At 57.5% G+C, this 14,581-nt stretch carries 14 protein-coding genes, 2 tRNA genes and 1 rRNA gene; 9 read left to right on the forward strand and 8 right to left on the reverse strand.

Annotation, left to right across the window (positions count from 1 at the left end; translation table 11 throughout):
* The 3 genes from rrf to dkgB all read left to right on the forward strand — a co-directional run.
* A 5S ribosomal RNA gene (gene rrf, locus ACJ8J1_RS10160) occupies positions 1-112 on the forward strand; the annotation flags it as partial.
* Between the two features lie 94 nt (positions 113-206).
* A tRNA-Asp gene (locus ACJ8J1_RS10165) sits at positions 207-283 on the forward strand.
* A gap of 213 nt (positions 284-496) precedes the next feature.
* Positions 497-1,300: a 2,5-didehydrogluconate reductase DkgB gene (dkgB, locus tag ACJ8J1_RS10170; protein ID WP_033641939.1), complete on the forward strand. Its 804-nt coding sequence runs from the start codon at positions 497-499 to the stop codon at positions 1,298-1,300.
* Positions 1,301-1,347: 47 nt separating this feature from the next.
* On the opposite strand, the gene yafC is transcribed toward dkgB, so the two are convergent.
* Complete coding sequence (gene yafC / locus ACJ8J1_RS10175) at positions 1,348-2,235, reverse strand: DNA-binding transcriptional regulator YafC (RefSeq protein WP_004930183.1); 888 nt, start codon at positions 2,233-2,235, stop codon at positions 1,348-1,350.
* Between the two features lie 105 nt (positions 2,236-2,340).
* On the opposite strand from yafC, the gene ACJ8J1_RS10180 reads away from it, so the two are divergent.
* Both ACJ8J1_RS10180 and ACJ8J1_RS10185 read left to right on the forward strand, forming a co-directional pair.
* Positions 2,341-3,516, forward strand: coding sequence for an MFS transporter (locus ACJ8J1_RS10180; protein ID WP_033641940.1), 1,176 nt, complete (start codon positions 2,341-2,343; stop codon positions 3,514-3,516).
* A 241-nt stretch (positions 3,517-3,757) separates the two neighbouring features.
* The gene (locus ACJ8J1_RS10185) at positions 3,758-4,552 is read left to right on the forward strand and encodes an endonuclease/exonuclease/phosphatase family protein (protein WP_025160092.1); all 795 of its coding nucleotides are present in this window, start codon (positions 3,758-3,760) and stop codon (positions 4,550-4,552) included.
* Positions 4,553-4,604: 52 nt separating this feature from the next.
* Here ACJ8J1_RS10185 and mltD read toward each other — a convergent pair whose 3' ends face one another.
* Positions 4,605-5,987, reverse strand: coding sequence for a murein transglycosylase D (gene mltD / locus ACJ8J1_RS10190; RefSeq protein ID WP_033641941.1), 1,383 nt, complete (start codon positions 5,985-5,987; stop codon positions 4,605-4,607).
* Positions 5,988-6,058: 71 nt separating this feature from the next.
* On the reverse strand, positions 6,059-6,814 hold the full coding sequence (gene gloB, locus ACJ8J1_RS10195; RefSeq protein WP_033641942.1) for a hydroxyacylglutathione hydrolase: 756 nt from the start codon (positions 6,812-6,814) through the stop codon (positions 6,059-6,061).
* Between the two features lie 44 nt (positions 6,815-6,858).
* On the opposite strand from gloB, the gene ACJ8J1_RS10200 reads away from it, so the two are divergent.
* Positions 6,859-7,578 (forward strand): class I SAM-dependent methyltransferase, encoded by a 720-nt coding sequence (locus tag ACJ8J1_RS10200; protein WP_033641943.1) that lies wholly within the window; start codon positions 6,859-6,861, stop codon positions 7,576-7,578.
* Here ACJ8J1_RS10200 and rnhA read toward each other — a convergent pair.
* On the reverse strand, positions 7,575-8,042 hold the full coding sequence (rnhA, locus tag ACJ8J1_RS10205) for a ribonuclease HI (RefSeq protein WP_033641944.1): 468 nt from the start codon (positions 8,040-8,042) through the stop codon (positions 7,575-7,577). The two genes, ACJ8J1_RS10200 and rnhA, sit on opposite strands and share 4 nt — an antisense overlap.
* A gap of 72 nt (positions 8,043-8,114) precedes the next feature.
* Here rnhA and dnaQ point away from each other — a divergent pair, with 72 nt between their 5' ends.
* Complete coding sequence (gene dnaQ, locus ACJ8J1_RS10210) at positions 8,115-8,858, forward strand: DNA polymerase III subunit epsilon (protein WP_033641945.1); 744 nt, start codon at positions 8,115-8,117, stop codon at positions 8,856-8,858.
* A 144-nt stretch (positions 8,859-9,002) separates the two neighbouring features.
* Positions 9,003-9,079, forward strand: a tRNA-Asp gene (locus tag ACJ8J1_RS10215).
* A gap of 105 nt (positions 9,080-9,184) precedes the next feature.
* Here the strand turns inward: ACJ8J1_RS10215 and ACJ8J1_RS10220 are convergent.
* A complete protein-coding gene (locus tag ACJ8J1_RS10220; protein ID WP_033641946.1) occupies positions 9,185-11,425 on the reverse strand; it encodes a TonB-dependent siderophore receptor in 2,241 nt (746 codons plus the stop codon).
* A 229-nt stretch (positions 11,426-11,654) separates the two neighbouring features.
* Here ACJ8J1_RS10220 and ACJ8J1_RS10225 point away from each other — a divergent pair, with 229 nt between their 5' ends.
* Positions 11,655-12,533: a siderophore-interacting protein gene (locus ACJ8J1_RS10225; protein ID WP_033641947.1), complete on the forward strand. Its 879-nt coding sequence runs from the start codon at positions 11,655-11,657 to the stop codon at positions 12,531-12,533.
* Positions 12,534-12,581: 48 nt separating this feature from the next.
* Here the strand turns inward: ACJ8J1_RS10225 and hpxZ are convergent, their stop codons facing one another.
* The 3 genes from hpxZ to hpxX are packed head-to-tail and all read right to left on the reverse strand — an operon-like array spanning position 12,582 to position 14,557.
* Positions 12,582-12,971 carry an oxalurate catabolism protein HpxZ gene (gene hpxZ / locus ACJ8J1_RS10230; protein ID WP_033641948.1) on the reverse strand — a complete coding sequence of 130 codons (390 nt, stop codon included), beginning with the start codon at positions 12,969-12,971 and terminating at the stop codon, positions 12,582-12,584.
* Between the two features lie 3 nt (positions 12,972-12,974).
* Positions 12,975-14,369 (reverse strand): AtzE family amidohydrolase, encoded by a 1,395-nt coding sequence (locus tag ACJ8J1_RS10235; RefSeq protein ID WP_033641949.1) that lies wholly within the window; start codon positions 14,367-14,369, stop codon positions 12,975-12,977.
* Entirely contained in the window at positions 14,366-14,557 is a 192-nt protein-coding gene (gene hpxX, locus ACJ8J1_RS10240) for an oxalurate catabolism protein HpxX (protein ID WP_033641950.1), read from the reverse strand. Before hpxX ends, ACJ8J1_RS10235 begins: the two co-directional genes overlap by 4 nt.
* Positions 14,558-14,581: the final 24 nt, after the last annotated feature.

Below are 14,581 nucleotides of genomic sequence, written 5' to 3' on the forward strand. Positions count from 1 at the left end.
GCGGCAATAGCGCGGTGGTCCCACCTGACCCCATGCCGAACTCAGAAGTGAAACGCCGTAGCGCCGATGGTAGTGTGGGGTCTCCCCATGCGAGAGTAGGACACTGCCAGGCATCAAATAAACGTTATCAGTGTGACGACTGGTAATGCGCAAGTCGCAAAGCGCGATATTGCCGGTATCGAAAGATACAACGTAAAAGAATCGGTGGAGCGGTAGTTCAGTTGGTTAGAATACCTGCCTGTCACGCAGGGGGTCGCGGGTTCGAGCCCCGTCCGTTCCGCCACTTAATTGATAAGCCCTGAGTCTCTGACTCAGGGCTTTTTCATATCTATATTTTGCGCTTTTCAGGCCGGAATTGTCCTTCCTTACCGCCTTATCTCCCGATATTGTTGCCTTTAGATCAAAAGTCTTATGCCGAACCAGGCGTTTTTGATCAATAAAAAAGTTGCCATAATCTTCCTCATACCACATTTACCCGTTAATGAGAGAAAACATTATGAGCATCCCTGCATTTGGTTTAGGTACTTTCCGCCTTCAGGATCAGGTTGTTATCGATTCTGTCAGCACCGCACTTGAGCTGGGCTACCGTACTATCGATACCGCACAGATCTATGAAAACGAAGCGGCTGTTGGCCAGGCTATCGCTGCCAGCGGTGTGAAACGTGAAGACCTGTTCATCACCACCAAGATTTGGATCGCGAACCTGGCGAAAGGCACGTTGATCCCAAGCCTGCAAGAAAGCCTTAAAAAACTGCAAACGTCCTACGTTGATCTGACGCTGATCCACTGGCCGTCACCCAATGACGAAGTGCCGGTTGCCGAATTTATGGCTGAGCTGCTGGAAGCGAAAAAGCTGGGGCTGACCCGCCAAATTGGCGTATCTAACTTCACCATCGACTTGATGCAGCAAGCGATTGACGCGATTGGCGCCGATGAAATCGCCACCAACCAAATCGAGTTGTCACCGTTCTTGCAGAACCGTAAGGTGGTAGCATTCGCGCAGCAGCATGGCATCGCCATCACTTCTTACATGACATTGGCCTATGGCAAAGCGCTGCAGGATGAAACGATCAAAAGCATCGCCGCACGTCACAATGCGACCCCTGCACAGGTTGTCCTGGCTTGGGCACTGAAGCTGGGCTATGCGGTTATTCCATCCTCTACCAAGCGTGAAAACCTGGCGAGCAACCTGTTGGCGCAGCAACTGACGCTGACCGACGAAGATATGGCGCAGATCGCCACACTGGAGTGCAACGGCCGTCTGGTTAGCCCGGAAGGTCTGGCGCCAAACTGGGATTAATCATTCCTCGCAGTAGTCAGCATAAGGCGTCCATCGGGGCGCCTTTTTTATCGTTTCAGGTATTCACTCACAAAATCAATAAAGCTGCGCAGACGGTTGCTGACGGCGCTGTCGCTGTAGTAAACCGCGTTGATCGGCATGGCGACCGGCAGTGTCGCTTCCACCAGAATCGGGACCAAATCTCCACGTTTGATATCTTCGTCGCTCATAAAGTCGGACAGGCAGGCGATACCGTTGCCATGCAGACAGAGATGGCGCTGGGTTTCTCCACTATTGGTGGTCAAACCGGGGGTGATTTCCAACTGGCTGCCATCTGAACAAGCCAGTGGCCAACGGTTCAAGCTGGGCAGGTCGTTGAAACCGATACAGCAGTGATGTGCAAGATCTTCTACCGTTAGCGGCGTGCCGTGCTGAGCCAGATAAGCGGGGGAGGCGAGCACATGTCGGTAGCTGGTCATCAGTTTGCGTGCTTTCAGCGTAGAATCGGTCAGCTCGCCTACGCGGATCGCGATATCCACTTTTCGCTCGATCAGATTGATAAAGTTTTCCGAAGACACCAGCGATAACGACATTTCTGGATAACGTTCGCGGAACTCGGCCACTAAAGGCGTCAGCATATGCAGCACCACCGGCGTTGCCGCATCGACGCGCAGCAGGCCTTGCGGGCGCTGGCGGCTTTCCATCAGCGCATTTTCCGCCGCGGCCATGTCGTTCAGTACCTTCTGCACCTGGCGAAAGTAATTCTCTCCTTCCTGAGTCAGGCTGATTTGGCGCGTGGTGCGGTTGAGCAACGTTACGCCCAGTTTGCTTTCCAGTTTTTTCACCGTTCGGCTGACTACGGAGTTCGCTTGTTCCAGGCGTTCGGCCGCCCGGCTGAAGCTGCCGCTTTCTACGACGGTGACAAAGGTGATCAACTCGTCAGAGTTTGCTTTCATTTTTGCTCCGATAGCAAAGTTAATTTGAAATTTTGAGCATTTTTATCATTTAAGCATAGGCCGATAATAGCCGTCATCAACTTGAATGCTATTTCGGAGTAAAAAATGCCACTCGCATTACTTGCCTTAACCATCAGCGCTTTTGCTATCGGCACGACCGAGTTCGTGATTGTCGGGTTGATCCCGACTATCGCGGAGCAGCTTGGGGTGACCGTACCGTCCGCTGGATTGCTGGTGACTATCTATGCCCTCGGCGTGGCCATTGGCGCGCCGGTGCTGACGGCCCTGACCAGCCGCATACCTCGCAAACTGCTGCTGGTTGGCCTGATGGTGCTGTTCACTCTCGGCAACCTGCTGGCCTGGCAGTCACCCAGCTATGAATCGCTGGTAGTGGCTCGGTTGTTGACCGGCCTGGCGCACGGCGTGTTCTTCTCTATCGGCTCCACTATCGCCACTAGCCTGGTGGCGAAAGAGAAGGCGGCCTCCGCCATCGCCATCATGTTTGGTGGCCTGACGGTGGCGTTGGTGACCGGCGTACCGCTGGGGACGTTCATCGGCCAGCAGTTTGGCTGGCGTGAGACCTTCCTGGCCGTTTCTCTGATTGGCGCTGTCGCCACGCTGGCCAGCGTTATTCTGGTACCGAGCAATATCAAGAACCAGGGCAGCGCCGGCGTGCGGGAACAGCTGAAAGTGCTGACTCATCCTCGTCTGCTGCTGATTTACGCGATTACCGCATTGGGATACGGCGGGGTCTTCACGACCTTTACCTTCCTTGCGCCGATGATGCAGGAACTGGCCGGCTTCTCTGCTCCGACCGTGAGCTGGATACTATTGGCTTATGGCGTCGCGGTGGCGGTGGGTAACATCTGGGGAGGCAAGCTGGCCGATCGTCATGGGGCCGTGCGTGCGCTGAGCTTTATCTTTGCCGCGCTGGCCATTTTGTTGCTGGTGTTCCAGTTTACCGCCAGCCACAGTATTGCCGCGTTGCTGACGGTGATTGTGATGGGCGTGTTCGCTTTCGGCAACGTGCCGGGGCTGCAGGTGTATGTGGTGCAGAAAGCCACGCAATACACGCCAAATGCGGTGGATGTGGCGTCCGGTCTCAACATCGCGGCGTTCAACATCGGCATTGCGCTCGGCTCGGTGATTGGCGGCCAGACCGTTGCCTCACTGGGGCTGGCGCAGACCCCCTGGATTGGCGCGTTGATCGTGGTGGTTGCATTGTTACTGGTTAGCTTCAGCGGTCGCCTGGATAAAAAGTCTCAGCTGCAAACGGCTTAATACGTAAAACTCTTGCTGCCTGGCCCGCATTTTGCGGGCCTTTTCGCATTTTTCACCTATTACCCCTCACCTTTACACAGCTATACCGTCAGAAGATTGAAATCGCTGCAGGCGGCCCCTATAACTGAAAAGGTGATGCCCGCAAAAGCCATGCCCTCTATGCAGGGTAGGCGTATAATCAATTCATCGTTGGCGAGTGTTCATCGCCAGTTTTCATGTTAATGGGTAATAGGCGAATCGCGTGCCGAAACGAACTTATGCAATGAGGTATGTTGCAGGTCAGCCAGTTGAGCGAATCTTTCCTGGTGCCGTTAACCAGCCGTTGCCGCCAGGGGCGGCGCTGCCGACGACCGGCGCCCTGCGCGTCATGGTATGGAATATTTTCAAACAGCAGCGAGCCGACTGGCTTTCGGTGCTGAAAAACCATGGCAAAGACGCGCAGCTGGTATTGTTGCAAGAGGCGCAAACCACGCCAGAGTTGGTGAGCTACGCTACCGCCAACTATCTGGCGGCCGATCAGGTGCCGGCCTTTGTGCTGCCGCAGCACCCTTCCGGCGTGATGACGCTGGCTGCCGCTCATCCTGTTTACTGTTGCCCGCTGCGTGAGCGGGAGCCGCTGCTGCGGCTTTCCAAGTCGGCCCTGATCACCGTTTATCCGCTGTACAACGGCGAACTGTTGATGGTGGTGAACATCCATGCGGTGAACTTTAGCCTGGGTGTCGACGTCTACAGCAAGCAGTTGGGGCCGATAGGCGAACAGATCGCCAGTCACCGGGGGCCGGTGATTATGGCGGGGGATTTCAACGCCTGGAGCCGCAAGCGCATCAATGCACTGTATGACTTTGCCGGAGAGATGGCGCTGCGCGAGGTGAGTTTCACCGACGACCATCGCCGCAAGGCCTTCGGTCGTCCACTGGATTTCGTATTTTACCGCAATCTGGGAGTGGTGGAGGCGTCGGTGCTGGTGACCAGCGCGTCGGATCACAACCCGCTGTTGGTGGAGTTTCACCCGGAGAAAGACTCGCCGGTATGGTGAATCGCAGCTAATAAAAAAGCACCCCGAAGGGTGCTTTTTTTGTGCCGAACATTTAAGTATCCGGCGTCATCTTGTTGCCGACAAACAGGGTCAGCTTCAGACCTGGCTGCAGGTTGCCTTTGGCTAGCGTTGAATTCCAACGCATCACGTCGTTAATATCGACGCCGTGACGACGTGCGATACTGGCGAGCGAATCACCTTTACGAACCTGGTAGGTGATACTGCTGTTACTGCCAGTATTGCTGGCCACTTGCAGGGTTTGCCCAACTTTTAAGGCGCTCTTGGCGCGTAAGTTGTTCCAACTCTGCAAATCGCTGGTCTTAACGTTCAGCCGCTTGGCTATGGCCGATAAGGTGTCGCCGGAGCGCACTTTATACGAACTGCCACCGGACAAACCGCTGTTCTTCGCCAACTGCGTCGTTGGCTGAGTCACGGCCATCTGGCCATCGGCCAGCGAGTCTTTCAGCTGATCGGCATGCCCTTTGGGAACCATGATGTAATGGGGCCCGTTGGGTGCCGTAACGCCTTTTTTGTAGCCTGGGTTATACGCTTTCATCTTGGTGACTGAAAGCCCAGCCATCTCAGCCGCCTGAGTCAGCTGGATCTGCTGCCCGACATCGATACGAGCCAGCGCACGGGTTTCATCCGTTTTCGGGAGTTTCACGCCGTACTTCTTGCTGTTCTTGATGATGTCGCTCAGCGCCAGCATTTTCGGGACATAGATTGACGTTTCACGCGGAAGCGACAATGCCCAGAAATTGGTTGGCTTACCCTGGCGTTTGTTTGCCTTCACCGCTTGCATCACGCGGCCTTCACCACTGTTATAGGCGGCTACGGTCAGTAACCAGTCGCCGTTAAACATGCGGTTCAAGCGCTGCATCATGTTAAGCGCAGCGGTTGTCGAGGCGACGACATCGCGTCGACCGTCATACCACTGATTGTTTTTCAAACCATAATTGCGACCCGTTTGCGGCACGATTTGCCATAGCCCTGCGGCGTTGGCACTTGACGTGGCGTGTGGGTCAAAAGCGCTCTCCACTATGGGTAGCAGTACCAGTTCCATCGGCATATTACGTTTCTTAATCTGCCCGACTATCCAGTACATGTACGGCTCTGCCCGTAATGTTACATCGTGGAGATAGCTCTTACTTTTTAAGTACTTTCTTTTCTGATCACGGATCCGGGAATTTTCCGGAACCTCCATCTTCAGCTCGTCGCTAATGAAGTTCCACAGGTCCTGTTGCGCGGCGGGACTGTTGTTATCCAACCACCGCGCCGAGCTCGCTCGGCCATTTCCTGTGTACTCTCCTGCTTCACCATCTTGACCAGCCGAAGACAAACTCTGTGCATGCTGTTCTGGCGCCGGTGCGTCCTGCCTGGACGACTGGCAACCCACTAGCAAGACCGAGGCGAGAAATATCGCTTTAGCCTTCATGTGTGTGTCAATGTAGTTGCTTAAAAGACGAGCAATAATACTTTGCTTCGCCAAATAACACAACTAAAAGCTTAGAAGTTATCTTTCCGCAGGCGTAATTCAGAAAAAACTGAATGAAGGCTTTCTGGTGGTGAATTAAAGCCTAATTTCTTTTGTAAATCAGTGTCATGGCAACGTAAAAACAGGTTAATTTTGCGCTCTAATTGCAACGTGGTCGGCACGCTAGCTTGGCCTTTTGCCCTTAACGCTTCAACATGTTGTTGATATGTTTCAATCTCTCGATCTTCCGGCAAAATAGCCCGCGCAAACTTAAGATTTGAAAGAGTATATTCATGCGCGCAGCAAATTAAGGTGTTATCGGGAAGTTGCGCGAGTTGTTGAAATGAGTCGTACATTTGTTTTGCGGTGCCTTCAAACAGCCTGCCGCAGCCGGCGGAGAAAATGGTGTCGCCGCAGAACAGATAAGGGGCACTATAGAATGCCACATGGCCCAGCGTATGGCCGGGAACGGCGATAGTCTTGTATTGGCGGCCATCAATGTTAAAGGTGTCGCCGTCGTGGACGATGTGGTTCGCGCCTTTGCCAGCGGTTTCCTGCGGCCCGTAGACCGCCAGGCCCGGGTATTGCGCGACAATCTGCGCCACGCCACCGACGTGATCGTGGTGGTGGTGGGTCAGCAGGATCGCCGACGGCGCCAGCTGCAGGCGCTGCAGCGCCTCGAGCACCGGCCGCGCTTCACCCGGATCGACGATAATGCAGCGCCCCTGCCGGTCATCCAATAACCAAATGTAATTGTCCTGGAAGGCGGGAATGCTGATAAGATTCATGGTGTACCTCTCGTTGGCAACGGCTTGAAAGAAGATAATAAATCATGAAACCAGCCCATACTCTACAAAAGCTCACCGGCCCGCAGTCCTGGGCTGAGCTGCCGTGGGGGGAGTACTATCGTGAAGCGCTCGAGCGGCAGTTGCAACCCTGGTGGCCCAAGCTGTTCGGTTTCCATCTGCTGAAGATGGGCATGCTCAGCGCCGAGCTGGCCACGGATAAATGCGCAATCTCCCACCAGGTCAACGTAGGGCTGGAGGGGGAAGGGCTGCAGGTGATCGCCGACGCCTATCAACTGCCGTTCGCCGCCAAATCGGTGGATGCCTGCCTGTTGGCGCATACGCTGTCCTACGCGGACGATCCGCATCGCATGCTGCGTGAGGTGGATAGGGTGTTGATCGACGATGGCTGGCTGGTTGTCAGCAGCTTCAATCCGTTCAGCCTGCTGGGATTGGGCAAGCTGGTGCCCGGATTGCGTCATCGTCAGCCCTATGTCAGCCGCATGTTTACCCAGATGCGGTTGTTGGATTGGCTCAGCCTGCTGAATTACGAGGTGTTGCACCAGGCGCGTTTTCACGTGCTGCCGTGGCACCGCAAGGGCGGCAAGTTTTTATGCACCCATTTGCCGGCGCTGGGCTGCATGAGCGTGATTGTGGCGCGCAAGCGCACCTTGCCGCTGACGCCCACGCCGATGAAACTGGGGGCGAGAAAGCCGTCTCTCAGCCGCGCGGTGGGCGCGACCAAGAGTTATCGCAAGCTGCCTTAGGCTTCCGGTTGGTAGCCGACGTCATCTTGCGTCGGTTTACCCGCCGCCTCGCGCGCCAGCTCGTCGCAGCGTTCGTTCTCCGGGTGGCCGGCGTGGCCCTTGACCCACTCCCATTTAACGGTGTGGCGCTGAATGGCCTGATCCAGCCGCTGCCACAGATCGACATTCTTGACCGGTTTTTTGTCGGCGGTTTTCCAACCGCGTTTCTTCCAGTTATGGATCCAGCTGGTAATGCCCTGGCGCACGTACTGGCTGTCGGTGCTGAGCGTCACGGCGCAAGGCACCGTCAGCGCTTCCAGCGCCACGATCGCCGCCATCATTTCCATGCGGTTATTGGTGGTCAGACGAAATCCTTCGCTGAAGGTTTTTTCCGTCTGCTTATAGCGCAGTATCGCGCCGTAGCCACCGGGGCCAGGGTTGCCAAGGCAGGAGCCGTCGGTGAAAATTTCTACCTGTTTGAGCATCTCTGGTAGACTCTTCCTATCAGTTTTATAAAAGCCAAGTCTGACATAAACGAGCGCTGTGAGCACTGCAATATGATCTCTACAACCACCAGACAGATTGTCCTCGATACCGAAACCACCGGTATGAACAAGCTTGGGGTGCACTACGAAGGGCACCGCATCATCGAAATCGGTGCGGTGGAAGTGATTAACCGCCGCCTGACCGGGCGCAACTTCCACGTATACATCAAGCCGGATCGGCTGGTGGATCCGGAAGCGTACGGCGTACACGGCATCAGCGACGACTTCCTGGCCGACAAACCGACCTTCGATCAGGTTGCCGACGAATTCCTCGACTTTATCCGCGGCGGCGAGCTGGTGATCCATAACGCGGCGTTCGATATCGGCTTTATGGATCACGAATTCCGCATGCTGCAGCAGGGGATCCCGAAGACCGAGACCTTCTGCACCATCACCGACAGCCTGATGATGGCGCGCCGCCTGTTCCCGGGCAAGCGCAACAACCTCGATGCCTTGTGCAGCCGCTATGAGATAGACAACAGCAAGCGTACGCTGCACGGCGCATTGCTCGATGCCGAGATCCTGGCGGAAGTCTATCTGGCGATGACCGGCGGTCAGACGTCGATAGCGTTCCAAATGGAAGGCGACACCCAGCAAAACGATGCCGCGCAAGAAATACAGCGTATCGTCCGCCCGGCTACGGCGATGAAAGTGGTCTACGCCAGCGACGAAGAAATAAAGGCGCACGAGGCGCGTCTGGATCTGGTGGCGAAGAAGGGCGGCAGCTGCCTGTGGCGCGGGGCGCCGGCGGAATAACGGCGTTTTTGCACGAAAAAAACGCACCGGGCGACCCTTCGTTGAAAAACTGTGCAAACGGTTCATTTGCGGAGAAAAAGGCGTTGACGGAACCGAGAGGCGTCCGTAATATGCGCCTCGTTCCCCCGCAAGAGGGAATGGCGCGGAGCGGTAGTTCAGTTGGTTAGAATACCTGCCTGTCACGCAGGGGGTCGCGGGTTCGAGCCCCGTCCGTTCCGCCACTATTCAGAAGCCCTGAGTTAGCGATAACTCAGGGCTTCGTCGTTTCCGCTCTCGGCAAAACGGTGCGGCCCAGGGAACGGGGCCGGCAGACCGGCCCCTTATCCTCAGAACAACACCGAGTAATTCAAACCGAAGGTGCGTCCGCGGCCTTTATAGCTGTACAGCTCAGGTGAGCCGTAGGTCGGGCTGTACAGGATCGGCGCGCGTTGGCCCCAAACGGTGGTGTACTCCTTATCCAACAGGTTTTCCACGCTGAAGCTGATTTTCCCCACCGGCAGGGCATAGCTGCCGAGGAAATCGAGGGTGTTGTAGCCATCTATTTTGCGGCCTTGGGTGGAGTTGGCCTTGGTATAATCGCCGTCGTCCGACACGTCGAAGGTTTGCTGCGACTGCAAGCGCAGATTCCAGTCGCCCGGCGCCCAGCCGACGTAAGCGGTGACTTTCGATGGGCTGGCGGTATCGACCACCAGCTTCTTCCATTCGCCGTTGACCTTGGTTTCAGAACGGATGAAGTTGAAGTTGGTGCCGGCGCTCCAGTCGCTGTCTTCGAAGAAGTAGTCCACCGCACCTTCCAGCCCATAGATGCGCCGCTTGTCCGCATTGACGTTAATGGTCATGTCGGTTTTGTTGATGGCGATGCTCTTGTCGGACAACGAGTAGTAGGCGGCGATTTGCGTGCGCAGGTTATCGCCGGTATAGCGCCAGCCCAGCTCGTAGGCGTTGACCTTGATGCCTTCCAGCTTGGAATCGCCGACGTTGACGCTCTTCAGCAACTGGTAATGGCCGCCGTTCAACGCGTAGGTGCCGTTGCCGTAATATTTGCCCGGATCCGGGATCTCGAAGCCCTGAGAGAAGTTGAACCAGGTTTGCTGACGCTCGGTCAAGTGCGCCAACAGACCGGCGTTGAACAGCGCATTGTTGTAGTCGGTTTTCCCTCCCGGGATGGCGTCGGCGGAGGCGGCGGCGCCGGTGGCGATCGCCTGCTGCTGGTTATAGCCGACGAAGTCGTCGATCTTGTTTTCGGTGTACTGGTAACGCACGCCGCCGCTCAGGGTGAAGATGGGATTGATGTCGTAACTGGCCTGCAGGAACGACGCCAGGTTGCTGGTGGTATAGCTCGGGTAGCGGCCGGTGCCGTAAGCGTTCTCCAGCGTCATGCCGCCGGACTGTTGGGCCTTCGCCAGGTTGAAGAACTGCTGGTTGGCGTTGAAGCTTTCATGCTCGGCGTCGATGCCGTAAGTCAGCGTCAGCGCGTCGACAGGTTTGCTGTTTAACGTCAGTTTGCCGCCGTAAAAATCGGTTTTTTGCTGCGAAGCGCCAATGCTGCTGACGTAATAGTTCGGCGCTTTGCCCGCCAGCGTTGGGAAGGGGTAGAAGGTCAACGTTTCGTCGCGGTAGTAGACCTGCGCCACCAGATCCTGGCCGAGGAAATCGGTGTTGGAATATTGCAGGTTGATCAGGTGGCGCTCGGTGCCGGGGATGCGATCGGAGTTTAAGTTACCGCTGTTGTACGCCTTGGCGTTGCCGGTCACCGCCGCGAAGTTTTCCCCCAGAAACAGGCCGTGATCGCCGTCGGACTGGCTTTTGTAGTATTGGGTGGTCAGCTGCAGCTGTTGATGATCGTCGATGTTGAGGGTGCCGGTGCCCATCACATCGAGGCGATTGGAATACTGCAGGCCGGTTTGAGTATTGTCGATCAGCACCTCGTTGCCTTTGCCGTCGTACCAGCCGCCGTAACGCTGGTAAGAAACGGACAGCCGCCCCGAGGCGTTGTCGTTGCCGCCGCTGACCGCCGCCGCCACGTTCTCGTCGTGATCGTTATGGCCGCCGAAGCCGGTTTTGCCGCCGACCTGCAATTCGACCTGCTGCTCTTTCTGTCCTTTCTTGGTCACGATATTGATCAGGCCGCCGGTGCTGCCGCCGCCGTACAGTGCGGTCGCGCCGGAAATCACCTCAATATGGTCGATATTGAACGGGTCGATCGAATCCAACTGGCGGCTGTCGCTGCGCGACGAGTTCAGGCGTACGCCGTCGATCATCACCATCATCGAACGGCCGCGCATATTCATGCCATAGTTGGTGCGGCCCTGGCCGCTGACGTCCATGCCGGGGATCAGCTGAGCCAACATGTCCTTGATCTCTTTGCCGCCCTGGACCTGCTGTTCGATCTCCTGACTTTCGATCACCCATGTCGTCTGCGCCATTTCCGCCGCGCTGCGGTGCGAACGGCTGGCGGAGACGACCACCTGCTCTTCGCTGCCGTTTTTCTGATCTTCTGCCCAGGCCGCCGGCGCAAGCAACGCCAGCAGACATGGGTTTAATACCCAAAGAGGTTTGCGTTTCATCGTTATTTCCCAGGTGATATTGTCGTTACGTTGTTTTTTGAGAATGCTTCTTTTATCAATAACGTTTCTTGTTATCAATAAAATCATGATATGATTTTTTGCTATGCATTAACGTAATTAATTAGTTTTATTAACATTTATCCGCTGCGCGATCGCGCGGCCACGCCGCCAACACGGCAGCCGATCGGTCATACGTAAAAGCGACAGCCGTTGCCGGAGAGTCGAGAACATGTCCGCCAGCTACAGAATTTTTGATATCACCCTGAAAAGCAAAACGCTGATTTCGCCCTCGCTGCTGCGCTGCGTGTTTGAAGGTGCGGATGTTCATCGCATGAAGCTGGAAGCGCCTGACCAGCGCATCAAACTGCTGTTCCCGGCGGCGGACGGCAAGATCACGCCGTTGGCCAACGGCCCGGACTGGTACGGCGATTACATGGCGCTCCCCAAAGAACAGCGTCCGGTAATGCGCACCTATACGCTGCGTGCGCTGCGCCGCGAGCAGAATCAGATGGACGTCGAGTTCGTGCTGCATGGCGTGAACGGCCCGGCTTCAGCCTGGGCGACCCATGCCGAACCCGGAGACACGATTCAAACGGTCGCCCCCAACGGTGACTTCGACGGCGACAGCGGCGGCTACGAATGGGTGCCGCCGGCGCAGTTGCAGCAGGCGCTGTTGATCGCCGATGAGACGGCGGTGCCGGCGGCGATGGCGATTCTGGAACAGCTGGCGCAGCAGGCCAATCCGCCGCGGGTGCAGGCGTTTTTCGAGGTGCCGGTGGCGGCGGATTGCCTGGATTTGGCGCATTTCCCGTTCGCCGACGTTTATTGGCTGCCGCGTGACGTCGGCCGCCAGCTGGTGCACGGCACGCTGCTGGTGGAAGCGGTGCGCCAGCGGGTGGATATCCCCGCATCGGCCTGTGCGCAAGCGCAGTCCCTGGCGGAAAGCAGCCTGAGCGATGAGGTGTTGTGGGAGCGGGCGGCCGGAAGCAACGCTTTCTATGCCTGGGTGGCGGCCGAATCTTCCGCGGTGAAAACGCTGCGGCGTTACCTGATTGGCGAACGCGATCTGGATCGCTCCACCGTTAACTTCATGGCCTATTGGTGCTGAGTCGGCCGCCGCCGTGCGCCTCCATCATGGGCTCTACCGCCTGGAGGCCTAAGGCGCGTCGAGCAGGCTGACGTGCGCCGCTACGATGCGCCAGCCACAGGGCAGCTTGACCCAGGTTTGCATTTGCCGCCCCCTGCGGTTGCTGCCCGGCCGATGAAATTCCGTGCTGGCCACCGCCATATCTTCACCAAAAGTCGTGATTTGGGTGTTTTCCAACAGCCGCTCCAGTCCGTTGGCCGGGCGCCGTTGACGAAAATCGCGGATTTCGTCGATACCGTAGAGGCTTTCGGTGGCGCCATAGCGCACCGTGCGCGCGTCGTGCCAGAACAACTCGTCCAGCACATCGATGTCATTGCTGATTAACGCCTGCTCATAGCGGTAAAAGGCGGCGTTGACCTCCGCCAGCACCGCCGGCCGATCGATATGTTCACTGTTCATTGATTACTCCTGTTTGCAGACGCAAGTGGCGACGCCGGCGCATTCCAGCGCATAGGCGGCGCGCAGCGCCAAATCTTCGCGCCACGGCGGGGCGATCAGTTGCAGGCCGATCGGCAGACCGGATGCGCTTTTCAAAGGAACCGTCACGACCGGCAGGCCAAGGAAGGAAATCGGCTGCGTCAGCATGCCCATACTGGCGCGGATCGGCAGATCGACGCCGTTGATGCGCATCGTTTCCTGGCCGATCGGCGTGGCGCTGCACGGCGTCGCCGGGGCGATCAAAATGTCCCAGTGCTTGAACAGCGGCGCGGCTTGCCGGCGAAACGCGTGACGAAAGCGTTGTGCCTGCAAATACCAGGTGGCGGGGAGCATGGCGCCGGCCAGCAGTCGTTCTCGCGACAGTGGCTCGAAGCGTTCGGGTTGGCTGCGCAACTGCGGCAGATAGCGATGGCCGCCCTCTGAGGCGCTGAGGATAAAGGCCGCCGAACGGGCCAGCTCGGCCTGCGGCAGCTCGACTTCGGCGCTGGCTGCCAGCGCTTGCGCCACCTGGTTGACTGCGGCTTTGGCGTCATCATTGCACCATTGCAGGAAATAGCCGCCTAACACGGCGCAGCGCAGGTTCTGGCTGCCCTGTGCCAGCAACGCTTCGGTGCGGGAAATCGGCCGATCGCTCTGGAACGGATCCTCGGCGTCGATGCTCTGCATCGCGTCATACACCGTCGCGAGATCGTGCACCCGGCGGGCGAATGGGCCGATGTGATCCAGGCTGTCGACAAACGGCTGGCTGCCGCTGCGCGAAAGACGGCCGAAGGTCGGTTTCAGACCATAAATGCCGCACAGCGAGGCGGGCACGCGTATTGAGCCATTGGTGTCGCTGCCGAGCGAAAAGGTCACCAGGCCGGCCGCCACCGCTGCGGCCGAGCCGCCCGAAGAGCCGCCGGCGATGCGCCCGAGGTCATGCGGGTTTCGGGTGGCGCCGTAATGGCTGTTCTCGGTGGTGAAACCGTAGGCGTAGGCGTCCATGTTCAACATGCCGCAAAGCAACGCGCCTTGATCCGCCAGCCGGGAGACGCCCCAGGCGTCGCGGTCGGCCGGTGGCCGATCGCTGAACAGGCGGGCACCGGCCAGCGTGGTTTCTCCGGCGACGTCGAACAGATTTTTTACCGCATAGGGAATGCCGGCCAAAGCGGGCAGCGTTTGCCCAAGCGCGCGCGAACGGTCGAGGCGATCGGCTTCTTTTTGCATGCGTTCCCGGGTGATGTGCGTAAAGGCGTTCAGCGCGGGATTCTGACGGTCGATGTGATCGAGCGTATGCCGGACGATCTCGCGCGCCGAGAGCGCGCCGCGTTCAAGGGCCGTACGGATCTCGGCGAGTGACAGGGCGCTTAAGGGGTTCATGGGCGATATACCCCCGCGATTTCCTGGCGCGGATCCAGCGGTAAGGCCATCAGCGGTTCGGCCAGCGCGGCGATGCGTTCGATCTGTTTCAACAGTTCTCGGCGGCGGACATCGTCCAGTTCCACGGCCAGCACGTTTTCCATCTGGTGGATATAGGCCGCCCAATCGGCGGCGTGTTGATTGTTCATAAGCGATCCCGATAAATAAGAGAG

This window comes from Serratia sp. CY37869 (assembly GCF_052168895.1).
In the GTDB taxonomy this organism is placed as follows: domain Bacteria; phylum Pseudomonadota; class Gammaproteobacteria; order Enterobacterales; family Enterobacteriaceae; genus Serratia; species Serratia ureilytica.